Annotated in this window: 16 protein-coding genes; 3 read left to right on the top strand and 13 right to left on the bottom strand. The window is 44.0% G+C overall.

Annotation, left to right across the window (positions count from 1 at the left end):
• Positions 1 to 55: 55 nt before the first annotated feature.
• Positions 56 to 817 carry a 7-cyano-7-deazaguanine synthase QueC gene (queC, locus tag V7R42_RS03195; protein WP_334018777.1) on the bottom strand — a complete coding sequence of 254 codons (762 nt, stop codon included), beginning with the start codon at positions 815 to 817 and terminating at the stop codon, positions 56 to 58.
• Between queC and queE the strand changes: the two genes are divergently transcribed.
• Positions 808 to 1,482 carry a 7-carboxy-7-deazaguanine synthase QueE gene (gene queE / locus V7R42_RS03190; protein WP_334018776.1) on the top strand — a complete coding sequence of 225 codons (675 nt, stop codon included), beginning with the start codon at positions 808 to 810 and terminating at the stop codon, positions 1,480 to 1,482. The two genes, queC and queE, sit on opposite strands and share 10 nt — an antisense overlap.
• 77 nt (positions 1,483 to 1,559) lie before the next feature.
• Positions 1,560 to 2,456: an amino acid ABC transporter substrate-binding protein gene (locus tag V7R42_RS03185; protein ID WP_334018775.1), complete on the top strand. Its 897-nt coding sequence runs from the start codon at positions 1,560 to 1,562 to the stop codon at positions 2,454 to 2,456.
• Between the two features lie 64 nt (positions 2,457 to 2,520).
• On the opposite strand, the gene asnB is transcribed toward V7R42_RS03185, so the two are convergent.
• A complete protein-coding gene (gene asnB / locus V7R42_RS03180; protein ID WP_334018774.1) occupies positions 2,521 to 4,191 on the bottom strand; it encodes an asparagine synthase B in 1,671 nt (556 codons plus the stop codon).
• Positions 4,192 to 4,572: 381 nt separating this feature from the next.
• Positions 4,573 to 6,240 (bottom strand): M28 family metallopeptidase, encoded by a 1,668-nt coding sequence (locus V7R42_RS03175; protein WP_334018773.1) that lies wholly within the window; start codon positions 6,238 to 6,240, stop codon positions 4,573 to 4,575.
• Positions 6,241 to 6,310: 70 nt separating this feature from the next.
• Here V7R42_RS03175 and V7R42_RS03170 point away from each other — a divergent pair, with 70 nt between their 5' ends.
• Entirely contained in the window at positions 6,311 to 7,246 is a 936-nt protein-coding gene (locus tag V7R42_RS03170; protein WP_334018772.1) for a DUF3025 domain-containing protein, read from the top strand.
• A gap of 191 nt (positions 7,247 to 7,437) precedes the next feature.
• Here V7R42_RS03170 and V7R42_RS03165 read toward each other — a convergent pair whose 3' ends face one another.
• From V7R42_RS03165 to V7R42_RS03120, 10 genes are all read right to left on the bottom strand, one after another.
• Positions 7,438 to 8,142 carry a YIP1 family protein gene (locus tag V7R42_RS03165; RefSeq protein ID WP_334018771.1) on the bottom strand — a complete coding sequence of 235 codons (705 nt, stop codon included), beginning with the start codon at positions 8,140 to 8,142 and terminating at the stop codon, positions 7,438 to 7,440.
• A 298-nt stretch (positions 8,143 to 8,440) separates the two neighbouring features.
• Positions 8,441 to 10,165, bottom strand: coding sequence for an SLC13 family permease (locus V7R42_RS03160; RefSeq protein ID WP_334018770.1), 1,725 nt, complete (start codon positions 10,163 to 10,165; stop codon positions 8,441 to 8,443).
• A gap of 16 nt (positions 10,166 to 10,181) precedes the next feature.
• Entirely contained in the window at positions 10,182 to 11,597 is a 1,416-nt protein-coding gene (gene cysN, locus V7R42_RS03155) for a sulfate adenylyltransferase subunit CysN (RefSeq protein WP_334018769.1), read from the bottom strand.
• 1 nt (position 11,598) lies between these two features.
• Positions 11,599 to 12,390 carry a 3'(2'),5'-bisphosphate nucleotidase CysQ gene (cysQ, locus tag V7R42_RS03150; RefSeq protein ID WP_334018768.1) on the bottom strand — a complete coding sequence of 264 codons (792 nt, stop codon included), beginning with the start codon at positions 12,388 to 12,390 and terminating at the stop codon, positions 11,599 to 11,601.
• Entirely contained in the window at positions 12,390 to 12,986 is a 597-nt protein-coding gene (cysC, locus tag V7R42_RS03145; protein ID WP_334018767.1) for an adenylyl-sulfate kinase, read from the bottom strand. Before cysC ends, cysQ begins: the two co-directional genes overlap by 1 nt.
• Complete coding sequence (cysD, locus tag V7R42_RS03140; RefSeq protein ID WP_014976001.1) at positions 12,986 to 13,900, bottom strand: sulfate adenylyltransferase subunit CysD; 915 nt, start codon at positions 13,898 to 13,900, stop codon at positions 12,986 to 12,988. The genes cysC and cysD overlap by 1 nt, the downstream gene beginning before the upstream one ends.
• Before the next feature lie 265 nt (positions 13,901 to 14,165).
• Positions 14,166 to 15,671 (bottom strand): sodium/proline symporter PutP, encoded by a 1,506-nt coding sequence (putP, locus tag V7R42_RS03135; RefSeq protein ID WP_334018766.1) that lies wholly within the window; start codon positions 15,669 to 15,671, stop codon positions 14,166 to 14,168.
• A gap of 314 nt (positions 15,672 to 15,985) precedes the next feature.
• Positions 15,986 to 16,690 (bottom strand): DUF3379 family protein, encoded by a 705-nt coding sequence (locus V7R42_RS03130; RefSeq protein ID WP_334018765.1) that lies wholly within the window; start codon positions 16,688 to 16,690, stop codon positions 15,986 to 15,988.
• On the bottom strand, positions 16,683 to 17,240 hold the full coding sequence (locus tag V7R42_RS03125) for a sigma-70 family RNA polymerase sigma factor (protein ID WP_334018764.1): 558 nt from the start codon (positions 17,238 to 17,240) through the stop codon (positions 16,683 to 16,685). Before V7R42_RS03125 ends, V7R42_RS03130 begins: the two co-directional genes overlap by 8 nt.
• A 115-nt stretch (positions 17,241 to 17,355) precedes the next feature.
• Positions 17,356 to 19,209 carry a DUF885 domain-containing protein gene (locus V7R42_RS03120; protein ID WP_334018763.1) on the bottom strand — a complete coding sequence of 618 codons (1,854 nt, stop codon included), beginning with the start codon at positions 19,207 to 19,209 and terminating at the stop codon, positions 17,356 to 17,358.
• Positions 19,210 to 19,395 lie beyond the last annotated feature (186 nt).

Below are 19,395 nucleotides of genomic sequence, written 5' to 3'. Positions count from 1 at the left end.
CGAATTACGTCCATCAAAGAACAGAAGATAAGAGGTGTTACTCAAAGTTTAGCGTTTATTCGTAGTCTAGCGGGTCTACGGCGTTATTTTCTTTAAACGCCTCTAAGCGTTCTTCGCAGGCTCCGCATTTTCCACACGCTTTTTCTCTGCCGTTATAACAGGTCCATGTCTGACCATAATCCAGCCCCATAGATAAACCATCGGTTAGAATAGCCGTTTTACTGTCGTCTATATAAGGCGTCATGATAGTAACGGGGGTGTAATTCGCGATGCCGCATACATCATTCATTTTATGAACGAATTCTGGACGGCAGTCTGGATAAATGGCGTGGTCCCCAGAGTGAGCACCATAATAAACTTCGTTTGCGTCTAAACTGACTGCGTAGCCGACCGCGAGCGATAACAAAATCATGTTGCGATTAGGTACTACGGTTTGTTTCATACTTGGTTCTTCATAATGGCCTTCAGGAACCTCGATATCTGATGTTAACGCTGACCCCCCTATAAGCGTATTTATGGCGCTAATGTCTACAATCTTGTGGGGGACATTAAGCGAATTGCACACGTTGGCAGCGTAATCGAGTTCTTTCTTATGGCGTTGTCCGTAGTTAAAGCTCAGAGCATGAACTTTTTTGCCTGCATTTAATGCTTTGTGCAGCACTGTGAAGGAGTCCATGCCTCCTGAATAGATAACAACAACGTTTTCTGACATAGTTTTTCGAAGTTTTAAGAAATTATGCCCGAATTTTATGTGATCCTTGGTAAAATCCCAACATACAATCGTTAAAGGGTGACAAATTGTCTGTAATGTCCACATTAAACATCAATGAGATGTTTGAAACTATCCAAGGTGAAGGTGCTCACACTGGTATTCCATCTATCTTTGTTCGTCTACAAGGCTGTCCTGTAGGCTGCCCATGGTGTGATACAAAACACACATGGGAAATTAAGCCTGACTTGAACGTGTCACCGCAAGCTGTAATCACAAAAAGCCAAGAGTCTGAAACCTACTTTATATCCGATGAGGCGGCTTTGCTGGCCGAGTTTGGGCAACAAGGCTATGTGGCGAAACACGTGGTTATTACTGGCGGTGAGCCATGTATGTATGATTTACGCCCGCTGACTTCTTTGCTTCATGACAATGGGTATACAACACAGATTGAAACCAGCGGTACTTTTAAAGTGCTTTGCGATGAGCGCACCTACGTGACCGTATCTCCTAAAATAAACATGAAAGGCGGGTACGACGTTTTAATATGTGCGCTTGAAAGAGCGAATGAAATCAAGCATCCCATCGCTATGCAAAAACACATTGATGAGCTTGATGCGCTGCTCGCTGGTGTATCGTCGCTAGAGGGAAAACAGGTTTGTTTACAACCAATTAGCCAACAAAAGAGGGCGACTGAATTGGCCGTGCGTACTTGTATTGAACGCAACTGGCGGCTATCTTTACAAACACACAAATACATTGGTATTGAATAAAGGTAAAGGGCTTGTTGCTTTTATGGTCAATTGTATGGTGTGCCTAAGTACTCAAATTTATATAGGACATAAAGTAAATGAAACGTTTCAATCAGCTTAAAAAAGCCGTTTTGACGGCTTTCGCTTTATGTCTTTTCATCTTGGGGCCAACAGTAGATGCTGCGACTTGGACTATCACGTATCCACGTCCCATTGACGATTCAGACGCACGTACCCAGTACCCTATAGCTTTGCTAAAGCTTGCTCTCGATAAAACAGGCGTAAACTATGAACTTCGCCCCTCGGACCGTATATTATTAACCGGCAAAGCTATGCGTCAGCTTCGTGAAAATAGAGAAGTTAACGTAGTGTGGAGTATGACGGACAGCCAACGCGAGAAAGAACTAACGCCCATCCGCATACCAATTGCAAAAGGGCTTATAGGGCTTCGTGTTTTCGTTATAAACCAAAGTAAGAAAGCGAAGTTCGATGGAGTATTATCCCTAAACGACATGCGTAAACTCGTGCCTGTTCAAGGCGAAGAGTGGCCTGACACCAAAATTCTTCAAGCGAACGGGTTCAATGTATTTACAGTGCCCGAATTTCGCGAAGCCTATGACATGATAAAACAGGGTAAAGGAGACTTCTTTCCTCGTTCTGTAATGGAAGTGAACGCAGAGCTTGAGGCACAGGGGCGCCGTAACAATCTTTACCTTGAGCCCGCGATGGCGCTGTATTATCCCACCGCTATGTATTACTTTGTAAGCTCAAGCAACAAGACGTTAGCTAATCTTATTGAAACAGGCCTTAACAGAGCCATAGAAGATGGTTCTTTTGATGCACTTTTTGAATCCACTTATGCCCCCATCTTAGCTTCCTTAAGGGTTAATGAGCGAAAAATATATACTCTGGAAAACCCATTGCTGCCCATTGAAACCCCCCTCACCAATTCCGCTCTTTGGTATAAGCGAACAATGGACGCTTCTAAAAAATGAATAGAAAATAAAAAAACGCGGCTTGTGCCGCGTTTTCAGATATTGCTGCTAGGGTTTAACTATGTTACGACTCACCAGCGTGAACGCCTTTCATTGAACGGCCAGAAGGGTCTGCATTGTTTTTAAAGCTTTCATCCCATTCAAGTGCTTCCGCCGTACTACAGGCAATAGATTTACCACCCGGTACACAGCGCGCGGCGCTCTCTTGAGGGAAGTAGCTCTCAAAGATAGTACGGTAATAGTAGCCTTCTTTGGTGTCTGGCGTATTCACCGGGAAGCGGAACTCTGCGGTAGCGAGTTGCTGATCAGTCACCTCGTTTTCAACAAAATCACGAATAGAGTCAATCCACGAATAACCTACGCCATCTCCGAACTGTTCTTTTTGACGCCACAAAACTTCTGCTGGCAGGGTTTCACCGTTATCAAATGCTTTACGAAGGATCCATTTCTCCATTTTTCCGTCTAGACACATTTTATCCTGCGGGTTTAAGCGCATAGCTACGTCAATGAAGTTCTTATCTAAGAAAGGCACGCGAGCTTCTACACCCCATGCTGACGTGGCTTTGTTAGCACGCGCACAGTCAAACATGTGCAGACGATCTAGCTTACGCACGGTTTCTTCGTGAAATTCTTTGGCATTTGGTGCCTTGTGGAAATACAGATAACCACCAAAAATTTCATCAGAACCTTCACCCGACAGCACCATTTTAATGCCCATCGCTTTAATCTTTCGGGTCATTAAATACATGGGTGTAGCGGCGCGAATTGTGGTGGTGTCATAGGTTTCTAAGTGGTAGATAACATCGCGGATGGCATCTAAACCTTCTTGAATGGTAAAGTGGATTTCATGGTGAACGGTACCAATCATATCCGCCACTTTCTTCGCAGCTTTAAGGTCAGGAGCACCTTCAAGACCCACAGCAAAACTGTGTAGGCGTGGCCACCACGCGTCAGTCTTGTCTTCATCTTCAACACGTTTGGCTACGTACTGTGCAGCCACAGCAGAAACAAGAGAGGAGTCCAGGCCGCCTGATAGAAGTACGGCGTATGGAACGTCAGACATCATATGAGACTTCACCGCTTTTTCAAAAGCAACGCGAAGCTCGTCTAGATCGCTAGTGTTGTCTTTGACGTTATCGTATTCCATCCAGTCGCGTTTGTAGTACTTGGTGATTTTACCTTCTTTGCTCCACAGGTAGTGGCCAGGAGGGAATTCACTGATTGTTTTACATACGCCTGCTAACGCTTTCATTTCAGATGAAACATAGAAGTTTCCGTGTTCATCATAACCCGTGTAAAGCGGAATAATGCCAATATGATCACGGGCAATTAGGTAAGCGTCCTGTTCTTCATCGTAAAGAATAAACGCAAACATGCCCTCTAGTTCATCAATAAAGTCGATGCCTTTTTGCTGAAAAAGCGGAAGGATAACTTCACAATCTGAACGAGTTTTGAATGGATACGGTTCATTTAAGTCAGCAGCTAGCTGCTTATGGTTATAAATCTCACCGTTAACGGCAAGAATGTGCTTATCGTTTTGACTGATAAGAGGCTGCGCCCCTGTATCTACGTCGACAATTGCCAGTCTTTCGTGACAAAGAATGGTATTGTCATTATTCCAGATACCCGACCAGTCAGGGCCACGGTGGCGCAAAAGTTTTGATAAATCGAGGGCTTGGGTTCTGAGTTCAGACACATCGGTTTTGATATCAAGGATACCGAAAATACCACACATATAACGGATTCTCTCTGTTCACTTGTTGAAAAAAATAGAAGTTTTTTCTGTCGGTACTCGCGTACGAGTGGGCGAAGGTTTGTTGTTTTTCTTATTCGCGTGCCCCTGAATGTGCCAGTCTGACAGGAAATTGCAAGTATATTATGATGAGAAAATGGAAATTCTTATTACATTTATCTCAAAATGGCTATTTATTAACATTTTTATCCTAATTTAAACGCAAAATTTTATGTCGATGTGGCTAAAAATAAATCCATAAAGAGCGGTAGAAAAATCCTTAGGGACAGGGTTAGCAAAAGAAAAAAAGGACCTCATAAAGAAGTCCTTATTTTACTTTTCGCATAAAAACACGGTTTTGATCGCGTTTATGTTAGCGTTTAATTAATTTTGACGCTGAAACTCGCTCGTTTCATTCCATTTAGGCCAAGCGTCAGCGTTTGCTACGCCTACACCTACATCAAACAGCATTTGCGTATCTTGTACGATACCACTTAAATCCCAATCATCGCGATACTGATCGCACACTTGGTGATAGCAGCCTGTAACAATAACATTCATACGTTTTCTGTACTTAGCAGTCTCTTCATCTGCCGGTTCATTACCACCTTCAGCGTAAAGTGCTGGAACGCCTTGCTTAGCAAAGCTAAAGTGATCTGAGCGATAATAATAACCGGCTTCTGGTCTGTCTTCTTGAGTCAGCGTACGACCTTGTTTTGTCGCAGCGGCTTCAAGGTAATCTTCCATTTCCGATTTACCCATGCCCACAACAGCCACGTTCTTTGTTCTACCCAAAACATTCATCGCATCCATATTGATGTTCGCAACAGTGTTTTCAATGGGAATAACAGGGTTGCTTGCATAGAATTTACTGCCTAATAACCCTTGCTCTTCAGCGGTTACCACTAAAAATGATACCGAGCGTTTTGGTGCGGGCCTAAGCTCAGAATAGGCTTGCGCCATGGCTAAAATCGCTGCTGTACCCGTCGCGTTGTCATGGGCGCCATTATAGATTTGGTCGCCTTCTTTGGTTTCATCCTTGCCCAAGTGATCCCAGTGTGCTGTATAGATAACATGCTCATCAGGGAACGCTGAACCGGGTAGCGTAGCTATCACATTGTTGCTTTCAGACTTTTTGAATGTGTTATTAACAGTGACCGATGCTTTAATGTCCATTGCTTTGTTGTAAGGACCTTGCATAGCGTTGGCTTTTTCTGTTTCAAAATCAAGCCCAGCATCAGCAAACACTTTTTTTGCTGCATCTAACGTTAGCCAACCTTCAACCGCGACACGGCTTGCGCCTTTGTCGGCACTTACCAAGCCGTATTGCGGACCGCTCCAGCTGTTGGCAACGACAGACCAGCCGTAAGAAGCCGGTGCTGTTTCGTGAACAATAATGGCGCCTGCAGCGCCTTGCCGGCTGGCTTCTTCATATTTGTAGCTCCAACGACCGTAGTAGGTCATCGTTGTGCCTTGAAACTTACCACTTTCTGGATTTTCAAAACCCGGGTCATTAATTAGCATGACGACTGTTTTGCCTTTAACGTCTAACCCTTGGTAGTCGTTCCAGTCGTACTCTGGTGCATTTACACCATAGCCAACGAAGACTAACTCTGAATCTTCGAGCGACACCGAGCTTTGCTCGCGCTTAGAAGAGGCTACCATTTGATCTTTATACGCGAAGTTATTGTCGCCAATGGTCATGGTCATATCAGGGTCAGCAGTAATTTCCATAAGCGCTACTTTTTGAAGGAAACTATCACCATTACCTGGCTTAAGCCCTGTTTTTGTAAATTCGCTAACCAAATAATCAATGGTTTTCTTTTCACCTTCAGTTGTTGGTAAACGACCTTCAAATTCATCTGAAGACAGAACTTTCAAGGGCTCGCGAATATCTGCATCGGAAATACTGTTGTAAACACGGTCGAAGTTTGATGCCACAGGCATTGCTTTCTGGGCCGTCTCGTTGGTTGAGGTGCTGTCATTATTAGGAGTGCAAGCACTTACGCCTAGAAGGGTAGGTACAAGCAATGGCAAAAACATTTTTTTCATTGTTAGTCTCTGTTTGCTCTACAATACGCGACCAGTATAGAGAAAACCCCAAAGCGAACCAATAGTTGATATGCATTCAAACTCAATCCCTTTCTGTAACCACTACTTACTAAAACACGCCAGTAAACCCGTTACGGACTTGTTAGATGAGGTTGGCTTACTGAGTAAAAATGAATTTCCTACGCCAGACTTGTTAAACTCACTAACGGCGCACTACCATAAGTCTTGGCAAGGACCTTTATTTAAAGGGCAAAGTCAGTTTTCAGAATCGGATCAGCGTTATTACGAAACCATCATTAGCGAAGATGGGGTTGTCCCTACCCGTGAGCAAAGCTGGCATGATTTATTTAATGCTCTAATTTGGCTTCAATTTCCAAAGACAAAGTCTTTATTGAATGAGCTACATATTAGTGACATTAACGCGTTCGGTGTAAACCCTAGGACGGCGCGTCGCAATCGTATTACTCACTTCGATGAATGCGGTGTCGTGCTGGCGATAGAAGAGCCCAGTCAGTTAACGCAACACGCAACTTTGCACAAACACGCCGTTCTTGAAGAGAATGATAAGAGCAGGCCAACTGGCGTTGAATCGCTAGAAGCTTTCCTGCAGCAACTTGCTGCTCATGAATGGGAACAGGTGTTTCTGGCAAATAGGAAACGTTGGTATGCCGAAGTAACGCCTTTTGTATTTGGGCACGCGAATTTAGAAATGATGCTGAATCCGTTTATTGGATTGACGGGGAAATGGCTCGCGGTTTCAGTTCCTCAAGGGTTTAGCGATCTCAATAAATGGCAACAACGCGCAGTACTAGACGATGCTATTTCTGCCCGTATATCAGCGCTCGATGCTTTTCAGGTTGCGCCGCTCTTGAAGCCTCTTCCTTTGTTAGGTGTGCCTTTGTGGCATTCACAGCAGAATGCGAAGTTTTATCAAAATAAAGATTATTTCAGACCACTACGCGAAGGGGCCAAGCCCACGAAACAGCTGCCACTGTGGGTATACTGAGAATTCATGTAACGACAAAGCGACCATGAAGCTGTTTGAATGTTGCTGGGGTAATGAAGGAAGCGTTTTTTAAGATGATGCTGCACGGCAAAGCTATAGAAGCGCTGTACTAAAATACCAGGTTCGTAAATACTGGCTACATGGTACAGCGCAATCTTTCTATATTCAGAGCGTCACACCGGCATGCTCAATTAGAAAAAGGCGAGAGCAACTAGCCAGATGCCATAGATAACAACATAAGGTGCACTGGCAATTAATGCCGCTTTTTTGAGAGTAAAGGCTGTCCATTGAGTGATGCCTACAGTGGCCAAGTAAATGCCCCAAAACAGTTCTAATCTTAGCGCCTGACCGAAAGCGTACCAAGGTGAGTCCATAGGGATACTGGCAATATACCCAAGAGACGTTGGAGACAAAATTGATGGTGCCACTTGATGGTCGCCCGTGAACAATAGAAAAGCAACACCCAATAATCCAGTAAGTACATAAGGCATTGAAAGCCACCAAGCAAAACCATACCAGTCAGTAAAACCATAAACATGGCTATCATCCGAGCGTGTCATCAGATTTATGTACACTGCGTACACCGCATTCACAATAATTGGAATAAAAAAGGCGCCGATAATAGAGGACCAAAGTAGTGCGTCTCTGGTGAAAAAGGCTTTCATTTGCTCTTCTTCTGCAGGGCTCATATCACCCTGCGCGGCAATGTTCATCTGCGCGAACCATTCAATGTCCACGAAGTTGATATAGAGGTATTGTGAAACAAGCGAAATAGCCATGATCAAAATGAATGGCATCCAGCTCCAATTGTTGTTTTCACCCACCGCTTTAAACACACCATTGGGCTTAAAGAAAATATCGTTACACGCTTGAAAGGGGTTCGTTACGTCGTGCATCCCTTGCTCCTATTTTATTTTTATTTATTACCTTGGACTCTATGTAAAGCCATGAATGATGAATAGCTTGCCAACAGGCAGGCCATAATTGAGCTATAGATTAACGGTGGCAGCAGGTGTTGTACAGCACAACATATTGATATTTGTAAGAGAAAATGAATATATAGAAAGCTTAGGATTATTGCAAAACGTGTTCGAAATTAAAAAGGGAAGCGTTTGCTTCCCTTAACGTAATGCTGAAGACTACTGCTTTATTTTTTACAATTTTCTTTGTGTTATCAAAATACGCCTTAAGATTTTACAAGTAAGTAAAGTTAAGCAATGTCAAAACTATGGTGCTATACATCAGTGAGATAGGTAGCCCAATTTTTATAAAATGAGAAAACTTATAGTTCGCTGCATTATAAACAAGCAAGTTAGTTTGATAGCCAAACGGTGAAACAAAGCTCGCACTTGCAGCAAATGCTACCGCTAATGCAAATGGCATAAGCGGTGCGCCAATTATTTGTACTAACCCGTAGGCAAACGGGAACATTAACGCAGCAGCTGCGTTGTTAGTTACGAACTCTGTCAAAACAAGCGTCAGCAAGTAAATGACTAACAATGCAATAAACCAGTCGGTACCTGATAGCATCGGCATAAGGGCTTTGGTAGTAATGCTTATAACGCCTGAGTTTTCTAGTGCAGTGGCCAAACTTAATGCACCGACAATCACAACAATCAAGTTCAACGGCAAGTTTCGCTTCATTTCCCCGTTTGATGTTACTTTTACGCCTATGAGCACAGCGGCCAAAAATAACAGACCAATAGCCAATGATATGATGTTAGTTGCAGCTAATAATACCGTGGTAAGGAAGCCGCCAAGGGTAATCCACTCTTGCATATTGGTTAGAGGGCGGGCAATTTTTTGCTCTGACAAAATAAAAAAGTTCTTATTCAAATTTTGACGAGTCGCGAAATCTGGGCCTGTAGCTAACAGCAAAAAGTCACCTGCTTGAAGTTTTATTTCTCCTAGCTTGCCTGATAGCTGCTCACCGTCGCGACGAATTGCTACAACGGCGGCATCAAATAGTGCTCGAAAGCCTAGCTTTTTAATCGTTTGCCCAATAACTTGTGCGCGATTGGAAACTACCACCTCGGTTAAGCTTTCGCGCAACACGCCGTCGGTCTCGGCAAACATGCTTAGGCCTTTTATGTGACTAAGGTTATCAAGTTTTTGAACATTGCCAGAGAAAATCAGTTTATCGTTTTCTAGAATGACTAAGTCAGGTCCAACAGGCGATATAAGGTTGCCATTGCGCACCACTTCTACCAAAAAAAGTTCAGGTAAATTACGCAGATGGTTTTGTTCTACGGTTTTCCCTATGAGCTCTGAACCAGATTCCACTTCGGCTTCAACCATATACTCACGATAGTTATTACTCTTATTGCCAATATTAGGTAACAAAGGAAGCAATAAAAACATGAGTAAACCACAGCTTAGTCCAGCTACAGTGCCATAAAGTGTGAAGTCGAAAAAGTTAAAGCCTGGGTGCCCGTGCTCTTGCAAAAAGCTGTCTACAATCAAGTTGGTAGACGTACCGATTAAGGTTACCGTACCGCCTAAAATAGCGGCGTATGAAAGCGGAATTAATAATCGAGAGGCGGGGTGATATTGGTTTTGTTTAATAGGACCAATAAGGCTTGCCACTATAGCAGTATTGTTTAACAGTGCAGACGATAAAAAAGTCAACGAAAACAAGCGCCAGTAGGACTGAGTAAAGTTAGCACTCACTAGTTTCCTTCCTAGGCGTTTTATTAGCGCTGTTTTATCTATTGCGCTACTCACCAAAAGCAACAAAACGAGGGTAATAAGCCCCTTGTTGGTTAAGTTTAGCAAGATGTCATCGAGAGATAACTGCTGGGTAACCAGTAGTGCTAACACTGCACCAGAAAAGACAGTGGAAGGGCGCTGATTGGTAAAGATCAGCGCGCATATCGTACCGGCAAATACTGCCAGTACGATAAACTGGGTCACATCCATATTGTTCCAGTCCTGCTTAAAGTTTACTGATATCCACAGCGTTCCAATGCGGGAAGTGCTTACGCACTAGTGCATTGAATTCAAGCTCGAACTCAGAGAAGTTAGGCGTTGTATGCTGTGCGTCACCTGCAATTTCATCAATGATCATACCCGCTCCAACCGTACCGTTAGTAAGGCGGTCGATGACTATGAATGAACCCGTAGGGCGATTGCGCTTATACGGGTCGCAGGCAACAGGTTGTGTAAACTTAACGTCGACTACACCAATTTCGTTAAGATTCAGATGCATAGCGTCGGTTTCTTCTAATGTATTCACGTCAATTTGATTATCGATATGGGCAACAACGCCAGGTGTTGATTTAGTCGCAAATTTAAACAAATATTGCTTGTTTGGCATTAGCGGCTCTTCCGACATCCACACTAAGTGTGTTTTGAATTGCGTGTTAAGCAGAGGCAAGTTGTCTGATTTAACAATCATGTCGCCACGAGAGATGTCAATTTCATCTTCTAGCGTTAGGGTAACCGCTTGAGGTACATAAGCGCGTTCTTGGTCGCCTTCGAAAGTAACCACTTGCTTCACTTTTGATTTCTTCCCAGAAGGAAGGGCGGTTATTTCATCACCAGGCGCTACTTGACCGGAGACTACTGTACCTGCAAAGCCTCGGAAGTCTAGGTTAGGGCGGTTAACGTACTGCACTGGAAAGCGAAAATCTTCCAAGTTGTCGTCTTCACCAATCTCAATGTTTTCCAACATTTCCATAAGTGGCGTGCCGTCAAACCAAGGGGTCTTTTCGCTCTTGCCTACTACGTTGTCGCCTTCAAGTGCTGAAATAGGCACGAACTGAATATCAGGAATATCAAGCTGCTCAGCAAACTTCAGGTAGTCTTCCTGAATTTGTTTGTACACTTCTTCTGAATAATCCATCAAGTCCATTTTGTTGATAGCAACAATAACGTGTTTGATACCTAAAAGAGAAACCAGGAACGAGTGACGTTTCGTTTGTACTTTAACGCCGCCACGAGCATCAACAAGAATAATAGCAAGGTCGCACGTTGACGCGCCGGTTACCATGTTACGGGTGTACTGCTCGTGCCCTGGCGTGTCGGCGATGATAAACTTACGCTTGTCAGTAGAGAAGTAGCGATAGGCTACGTCGATAGTGATACCTTGCTCACGCTCTGACTGAAGGCCGTCTACAAGAAGGGCAAGGTCAACTTTCTCGCCTGTAGTGCCCACTTTTTTGCTGTCCTTTGTGATAGCGGCAAGCTGGTCTTCATAAATCATTTTAGAATCGTGAAGTAAGCGACCAATTAGGGTACTTTTACCATCGTCTACGCTACCGCAGGTTAGGAAACGTAGCATATCTTTCTTTTCGTGTTGCTCTAGGTAAGACAGAATATCCTGTCTTAATAATTCGTTTTCATTGTTCATGTTATGCGCTCACAAGGAAAAAGGGGTTTAACACAGACTCTTTTTGGTTGTACGTAAGAGCGTCAGCGTTGTCATCTAATGGGTTTTCAGGATCGAGTACGGTTACGTTTGCACCTGCCGCTAGTGCGACGGCGTGCGCTGCACCCGTATCCCATTCAGATGTTGGGCCTAATCGAGGGTAAAGATGTGCTTCACCTTCGGCCACCAAGCAAAGCTTCAGGGAGCTACCCATCGCAACAAGCTCAGTTTCACCTTCAAGCTTTGCCAATAAATGTTGAATCTCAGGGCTTTGGTGAGACCGACTACCTACTACTTTCCACACTTCAGCACCATTGTGCTTGCGCGCTGAAATAGCGGTGAATTGGCCATTCACTTCGGTCCACGCACCTACACCAACAATACCTACGTAGCTTTTGTTTAGTGCTGGCGCGTAAACCACACCCAAGGTTGGTTTGCCGTTCTCGATAAGTGCAATGTTGACCGTAAACTCACCGTTTTTCTTAATAAATTCTTTAGTGCCGTCTAGCGGGTCGACCAGCCAGTAAGACGACCACGATTTGCGCTCATCCCACGAAATATTTGCTGACTCTTCAGAAAGAATGGGCAAATCAGATTCTGCTTCAAGGGCGTTAACAATAACGTTATGTGCGGCTAGGTCAGCTTCTGTTAGCGGGCTGGTATCCTGCTTTTCATAAATGGTAAAATCTTTCTCGTAAATTGCCATTATCTTATCGCCAGCTTCTTTGGCGATATTAAGCACTTGTTGTGTAAGTGCATCCAAAGGCTGTGTCATTACACTAATCCCTTTTCTTGAAGTAAAGCATACAGACGCTCGACAGTTTGCTCTGCCGGTTCATCCTGATAGGTTAAGTGAATCTCAGGCGACTCTGGTGCTTCATACGCAGAGTCAATACCCGTGAAGTCTTTTATCTCACCGCTGCGCGCTTTTTTGTATAGCCCTTTCGGGTCGCGTTTTTCACACACTTCAAGTGGGGTATCAATAAACACTTCTACGAATTCTCCGTCTTCCATTAGGCCGCGGCAGTAGTCGCGGTCCACTTTGAAAGGCGAGATAAAGGCGGTAAGCACTATGGTACCGGAATCGACAAATAGCTTGGCAACTTCGCTAATGCGACGAATGTTTTCAACGCGATCTTTATCACTAAAACCTAAGTCGCCGCACAGACCATGACGCACGTTGTCGCCGTCAAGCAGATAGGTGTGCTTGTTCTGCTCGTGAAGCTTTTTCTCAAGCAAGTTTGCTAATGTCGATTTTCCAGAGCCACTTAATCCTGTAAGCCAGAATACACGCGGTATTTGAGCAAGCTTCTTAGAGCGGGTGGTCTTGTTTACTTCGTGTTTATGCCAAACAACGTTGTCGGTGACCATTAGAAGTACCCTTCCATTTTTTTCTTCTCCATAGAGCCTGCGCTGTCATGGTCGATAACTCGGCCCTGACGTTCAGACGTCTTGGTAAGCAGCATTTCTTGAATAACTTCAGGTAGGGTTGCTGCTTCTGACTCAACTGCACCAGTAAGTGGATAACAGCCAAGAGTACGAAAACGCACTGACCGCATCTCCGGTACTTCACCTTCTTCAAGTGGCATTCGGTCGTCGTCAACCATAATAAGAATGCCGTCACGCTCAACCACTGGACGAGGCTTAGAAAGGTAAAGTTGTGGAATATCGATGTTTTCTAGGTAGATGTATTGCCAGATATCTAGCTCAGTCCAGTTCGACATTGGGAAGACACGAATGCTTTCGCCTTTGTTCACTTGAGAGTTATAAATATTCCAAAGCTCGGGACGCTGGTTTTTGGGGTCCCAGCGGTGGTTGCTGTCGCGGAATGAATAAACACGCTCTTTGGCGCGTGATTTTTCTTCGTCGCGCCGAGCACCGCCAAAGGCCGCATCAAACTTATATTTGTTCAATGCTTGCTTGAGTGCTTGGGTTTTCATGATGTCAGTATGTTTTGCTGAACCATGGCTAAATGGGCCAACGCCAGCTTCAACCCCTTCTTCATTGATGTGCACAAGCAAATCAAAACCGTGTTTCTTAGCTTGTTCATCACGGAACTTTATCATTTCGCCAAACTTCCACGTGGTATCAACGTGTAATAGCGGGAAAGGAATCTTACCGGGCGCGAACGCCTTACGTGCAAGGTGAAGCAGTACAGAAGAGTCTTTTCCTACGGAGTAAAGCATCACTGGGTTTTCAAACTCAGCAGCAACTTCACGGAAAATCTGAATACTCTCGGCTTCGAGTTGTTTCAAATGCGTTACAGACGGGATACTAGCAGTCATTTTGAAGTCCGAATCTTATGTCATATACAAAAAAGTTATATGTGGGTTATATTTATGCATAGAACGATAACATATTTAATTTCAAAAGTAGTATGCGATTTTGCTATTTAAAATAGCTATCTTATTCTATTAAATAAAACTGTCATGCAATTGAAGCATAAGCCACTTTTTTCACGGGCTATAAAAAGAAAAAAGCCCTATTTAAAAATATAAACAGGGCTTTTTATTCACTATTGTTGCGAATGACTTTTTACGTATCGTTCGCTTACCTTTGGCTCAATTTGGTCTGGAAAGCGTCGAACGTATCGACCACACCGTCTCTCGGTGTACCAGACTTGCTTAGAACCATGATGGTTAAGCTAGATAAAATAAACCCGGGGACAATTTCATACATCCAGTCACCAAGCTTTTGGCCGCCGATTTCAATAGGAAGATAAATCCACAGTAACACCGTCACTGCACCAACGATCATACCGCCTAGTGCCGCACGGCGAGTCATTTCACGCTTAAATAGACTAAATAGTACAAGTGGTCCGAAGGCGGCACCAAAGCCAGCCCAAGCATTACTTACAAGCGTCAAAATGGTGCTGTCTCTATCATAAGCTAGGTAAATTGCTACAAGTGCAACAACTACTACGCTGACACGACCAGCAATAACCAGCTCGCCATCTGATGCATCACGTCTTAAAAACGCTTGATAAAAATCACTGGTTAGTGAGCTTGAAGTTACCAACAGCTGAGACGAAATAGTACTCATGATTGCAGCTAAAATGGCAGCCAATAAAAAGCCCCCAATAAGTGGGTGAAATAGAATCTGAGATAAATAGATAAAGACAGTTTCAGGGTCAATTTCGTTGCCGTTACCGGTCACAAAAGCAAGGCCGAATAGGCCTGTCATTAGCGCTCCAATAATCGATACAATCATCCAGCTCATACCGATATTACGCGCTGTTGGAATATCGTTGACTGAACGTATTGCCATAAAACGCACGATAATGTGAGGCTGGCCAAAATAACCTAGGCCCCATGACATCAGTGAAACAATACCGATTACGCTAAGTGCTTCATTGGTAGACGCATCCATAAATGCATCGAAAAGCGCCGGGTTTATGTTATCTAATGCGTCTATTGAGGCACCGATTCCACCTAGCTCACTGATTACAACTGCAGGTACCATAATAAGTGATACAAACATGATGCACCCTTGCACGAAGTCGGTCATGCTCACTGCCATGAAGCCGCCTACAAGAGTATATGCAACGACAACACCGGCGGTAACATATAAACCCGTTTCATAAGTTAAGCCGAATGATGTTTCAAAGAGTTTTCCTCCAGCTACGACGCCAGAAGATGTGTAAAGCGTAAAGAAAACAACGATAACCACAGAGGCTATAACGCGCAATAAACGCGTGTTGTCGGCAAAGCGGTTTTCAAAATAGTCGGGTAGGGTAATGGAGTTGTTGGCCACTTCAGTGTAAACGCGAAGCCGCGGAGCGACCAACATATAATTTGCAAGGGCACCTAAAACCAAACCAACGGCGATCCAGCCCGCTGATAATCCTGATACATACATTGCACCTGGTAAGCCCATGAGCATCCAGCCGCTCATATCAGACGCGCCTGCGGAAAGTGCGGTTACCGCTGGCCCTAGTTGACGTCCGCCAAGCATATAGCCTTCTACATTGGTATCTGTTTGCCGATAAGCGAAAAGGCCAATTCCCAACATTACAACAAAATACAAACCCAACGAGATTATCGTGCCAGTAGCCATATAAATTCCCTATGTTTTTTCTTTCATGCTAACACCTATGGCATAGAGTCTCTATGTCAGTCGGCGACCTTGCTTGTTTTCTATACGGTAATGCGTAAATAAAGTTTGGCGAAAGGTTAAATTGGAAAGGATGCAACACACGCCCGGCCTCCTCGTTTTGCTCCGTGGAGACGTTCATCGCACATCCAGATTATGGTATCTATGCGGACTGGTATTATCTTTATTGTGAAAAAAAAAAGCGGCCCAAAAGGGCCGCAGAAGGGAAGGGCTAAGACACACACTTTTTTTGGAGTGCTATATATGGTTAATTTGTGTCAAGCAGAGAATTGAATCCTTTCTGAAACCGCCTTTTTCATGTCACTTAAATCAGCATCTTTATCGCCAACAATCATTACATTGGCATGTTTCATCTTAATGCTCTCTCCGTGGTACTGCTCATCAGCAAATTCGCTGGGTACCGAAATGTCGCCACGTTCAGGCACTACAAAGACTGACATTTTACCTTGTGGTGTATTTACAATTAGGTGAAGACTTCTGACCGTGCTCAAGTGGCAATAATTCACGACTTCAACACCATCTAGCATTTCACTAAAGCTACCGCCAAAACTTGCCAGCTTTGCATTTACCATATTCAAGTCAGCAGGAAGTAGCGAATGCGCACTTTCCATTTCAGCGTATTGCATATGGGCAAGTGCCTGCCCGCCAATACTAAGCGGTTGGTGGTACCACATAGTAAGGCCAATACCTACCGCAAAAGCAACGGACGCGGCCATGGCTAAATACCAGCGACTTCTGCGCTTGTAGCGGTTAAATTCGTCTGTTGATTGCTGCCAAATAAGCTTGCTCGCCAAGTCCTCTGGTACGTCAACTTTGAGGGCTTGCTTCAATTGCTTATCTAACTGCTTTTGTTCATTCCAGAAACTGCGTTTATTTCCATCCGCTTTTGCTGCTTCTACAACATCACTGTCAGTCGTTTCTGGATCGGCGTAGATACGACGCCTAAATTCTAACTCATCCATTTACACGACCTCTCTGTTCATCTTGCTTCTCTAATGCCTCTTTTAGCTGATTCCTCGCTCTGAAAAGACGAGTCATTACTGTGTTTTTGTTAAGTCCCAACTGGTTGCCGATTTCTTCACCACTAAATCCGAAAATCAATTGAAGTATCAAGGGTTCGCGATACTCCACACTCAATCCACCTAGCAGTCGCTGAAGTTCTCTGTCTTTCAATTCTCCGTCAGCGTGCTGGGTGTCATCTTGAATATGGCAATCATCAATATCAACAGTGTCGAACTGTTTGCGTTCAAATCGACGGGCATTTTCGCGGCGAAGAATGGTAATAAGCCATGACTTTGCTGCTTTCTCATCATTTAGGGCGTCTAAAGATCGCCAAGCACGTAAAAAGGTTTCCTGGACAACATCTTCAGCAATGCTCTGATCTTTGATAAGCCAAAATGCATAGCGGTAAATGTCGGCGTGAAATGCTTTTACCAGCGCTTCATATCTTTGGTGTTTTGCTTTCATATCCGATAAGACCTGATCACTATCGGATTTATTTCGCCCAAACATAAAAAATCCAAAAACTAAATTTTTTTTACTATGGCACAAAAAACGCGTCATTTCGTTAGCCGAAAGACGCGTTTTTTATCTTATTTTCAATGTTCAGAGCACCTACTCTTAAATCTTAGGCGCTTTTTTGTTCAGCAATCCAAGTGTTGATGTTCTCTTCTAATATGGAAAGTGGTACCGGGCCGTATTTCAGTACTTCGTCATGAAAGCCTTTCCAATCAAATTTATCGCCAAGTTCAGTCTGGGCATGTTTTCTAAGCTCCATGATTTTTAGTTTACCAATCATATAGGCTGTTGCCTGACCTGGCATAGCTATGTATCGCTCAATGGCTTTTTGGGCATCATATTCAGGGTTTGGTGTGTTCTCAATAAGATAGTTCACCGCTTCTTCACGAGTCCATTTTTTCGCATGAATTCCTGTATCAACCACAAGCCTACATGCACGCCATAGCTCCATGGCCAGACGTCCGAAATCAGAGTAAGGGTCTTCATAAAAGCCCATATCTTTCGCCAGTTCTTCGGTATATAGGCCCCAACCTTCCGTGTATGCGGTAAAGCTCAAGAACTTCTGAAATTGAGGCACACCTTCTAACTCTTGTGCAATCGCGCGCTGCATGTGGTGACCTGGGATGCCTTCGTGATACGCCAGCGCTTCTAACTGATAGGTCGGCATCGCTTTCATATCATAAAGGTTAGCGTAATAAATACCTGGGCGGCTGCCATCTTGCGCAGGGCTTTGGTAAAACGCCTTGCCCGCAGATTGTTCGCGGAACGCTTCAACACGTTTAACGATCATTGGCGCTTCTGGAAGAATACCGAAGTATTCAGGAATGGCTTCTCGCATATCGTCTATGGCGGTTTTCGCCATATCAAGGTATTGCTGTCTACCTTCATCAGTTGAAGGTAGATAGAATTGCTCATCTTCACGCATGAAAACGAAAAATTCTTGAAGCGAGCCTTCAAATTTTACTTGTTTCATAATCTCGCGCATCGCGTTGTGTATACGCTCAACATTGTCCAAGCCAATCTGATGGACTTCTTCAGCAGTAAGGTCAGTAGTGGTAAACCAGTTCAGGCGATTTTGATACCACTTATCTCCATTGGGTAAGCGCCACACGCCGTCGCCTTTCGGAGTTACTTCTCTTTGATGAGCTAACTCTTCGATAAACTTCTCGTATGACGGCATGACTGAAGTGACTAACGCGGCTTTCGCCTCACCTAATAGTGTGGTTTTTTCCGCCTCTGTGATATCAAGGTTGTTTGTCTTGTTTTGAAAATCTTCCCAGATAGTAGACGGTGTTTCGCTTGAATCAAATGGTGCGCCGGTAATCACATTTTTTGACGCATCAATCATTTGATCATAAGCCCATGCGGGTGGGAATACGCCGGCTTTTTCACGTAGCTTCATTTGCTCAATTACTTGGTCGAAGTAAGCTCGTACGTTGTCTAATCGACCAATGTATGCCTGAGCGTCTTCTTTACTCTTTACACTGTGAATGTTGATAAGGAAGCTAGGCACTTGTGTATGTGCGGCACGGAACTGATGTACAATATAACGGTGATGTCTAAATTCATCGTTAGCCAAATCGCGCTCAATACCTAGTTTATAAAGGCGTAAACTCAACTTTTCTTGTTCACTCAGCTTACTGATGTCGAAACTATTAAGTTTTTCCAGGCGGTTTTTGGCAATGGCAACACGTGCATCAGCTTCTTCGTCACTGATATCATCCCACTTGTCGTAGTCCCACTTTTTGCCCAAATAACTTTGAAATAGTGGAGAGCGTTTAAGATCTTCTTCAAATGTGCGCTCGAAAAATGCATTAAGGCGCTCAGACTCAGACTGTCCAGCAGGTTGCTCCGTTTTAATCGGTTCTGGCGCTGTTTTAGTGGTTTCGCTCGCAGGAGAGCAAGCAGTTAAAGTAGTAAGGGCCAACGCGATCGGCGTTAGCGTTAACAGTGTTTTCTTCATTTTATTCCCTGTCGCGTTTAATTGGTTATTTTTATAAGTTAAAGCTTCTAAGATTATTAGGACAATGAGGTCCGTAGCCTCAGCTGTTTATTAGGCACAAGCGTTGGCGAAACGAAACCCTTGCCACCGTGATTTAGCTAGTTGCAAGGGCTTTCATTACGCAGATTCTAGTGTATTAGCAAATGA

The sequence above is a fragment of the Alteromonas sp. S015 genome (assembly GCF_036864485.1).
Classification (GTDB): domain Bacteria; phylum Pseudomonadota; class Gammaproteobacteria; order Enterobacterales; family Alteromonadaceae; genus Alteromonas.
This window is presented reverse-complemented; position numbering and strand designations above follow the sequence as displayed.

Coding starts and splice junctions, on each gene's coding strand:
- queE (WP_334018776.1), top strand. CDS start 808: ATGTCCACATTAAACATCAATGAGATGTTTGAAACTATCCAAGGTGAA.
- queC (WP_334018777.1), bottom strand. CDS start 817: ATGTGGACATTACAGACAATTTGTCACCCTTTAACGATTGTATGTTGG.
- V7R42_RS03185 (WP_334018775.1), top strand. CDS start 1,560: ATGAAACGTTTCAATCAGCTTAAAAAAGCCGTTTTGACGGCTTTCGCT.
- asnB (WP_334018774.1), bottom strand. CDS start 4,191: ATGTGTGGTATTTTCGGTATCCTTGATATCAAAACCGATGTGTCTGAA.
- V7R42_RS03175 (WP_334018773.1), bottom strand. CDS start 6,240: ATGAAAAAAATGTTTTTGCCATTGCTTGTACCTACCCTTCTAGGCGTA.
- V7R42_RS03170 (WP_334018772.1), top strand. CDS start 6,311: ATGCATTCAAACTCAATCCCTTTCTGTAACCACTACTTACTAAAACAC.
- V7R42_RS03165 (WP_334018771.1), bottom strand. CDS start 8,142: ATGCACGACGTAACGAACCCCTTTCAAGCGTGTAACGATATTTTCTTT.
- V7R42_RS03160 (WP_334018770.1), bottom strand. CDS start 10,165: ATGGATGTGACCCAGTTTATCGTACTGGCAGTATTTGCCGGTACGATA.
- cysN (WP_334018769.1), bottom strand. CDS start 11,597: ATGAACAATGAAAACGAATTATTAAGACAGGATATTCTGTCTTACCTA.
- cysQ (WP_334018768.1), bottom strand. CDS start 12,390: ATGACACAGCCTTTGGATGCACTTACACAACAAGTGCTTAATATCGCC.
- cysC (WP_334018767.1), bottom strand. CDS start 12,986: ATGGTCACCGACAACGTTGTTTGGCATAAACACGAAGTAAACAAGACC.
- cysD (WP_014976001.1), bottom strand. CDS start 13,900: ATGACTGCTAGTATCCCGTCTGTAACGCATTTGAAACAACTCGAAGCC.
- putP (WP_334018766.1), bottom strand. CDS start 15,671: ATGGCTACTGGCACGATAATCTCGTTGGGTTTGTATTTTGTTGTAATG.
- V7R42_RS03130 (WP_334018765.1), bottom strand. CDS start 16,690: ATGGATGAGTTAGAATTTAGGCGTCGTATCTACGCCGATCCAGAAACG.
- V7R42_RS03125 (WP_334018764.1), bottom strand. CDS start 17,240: ATGTTTGGGCGAAATAAATCCGATAGTGATCAGGTCTTATCGGATATG.
- V7R42_RS03120 (WP_334018763.1), bottom strand. CDS start 19,209: ATGAAGAAAACACTGTTAACGCTAACGCCGATCGCGTTGGCCCTTACT.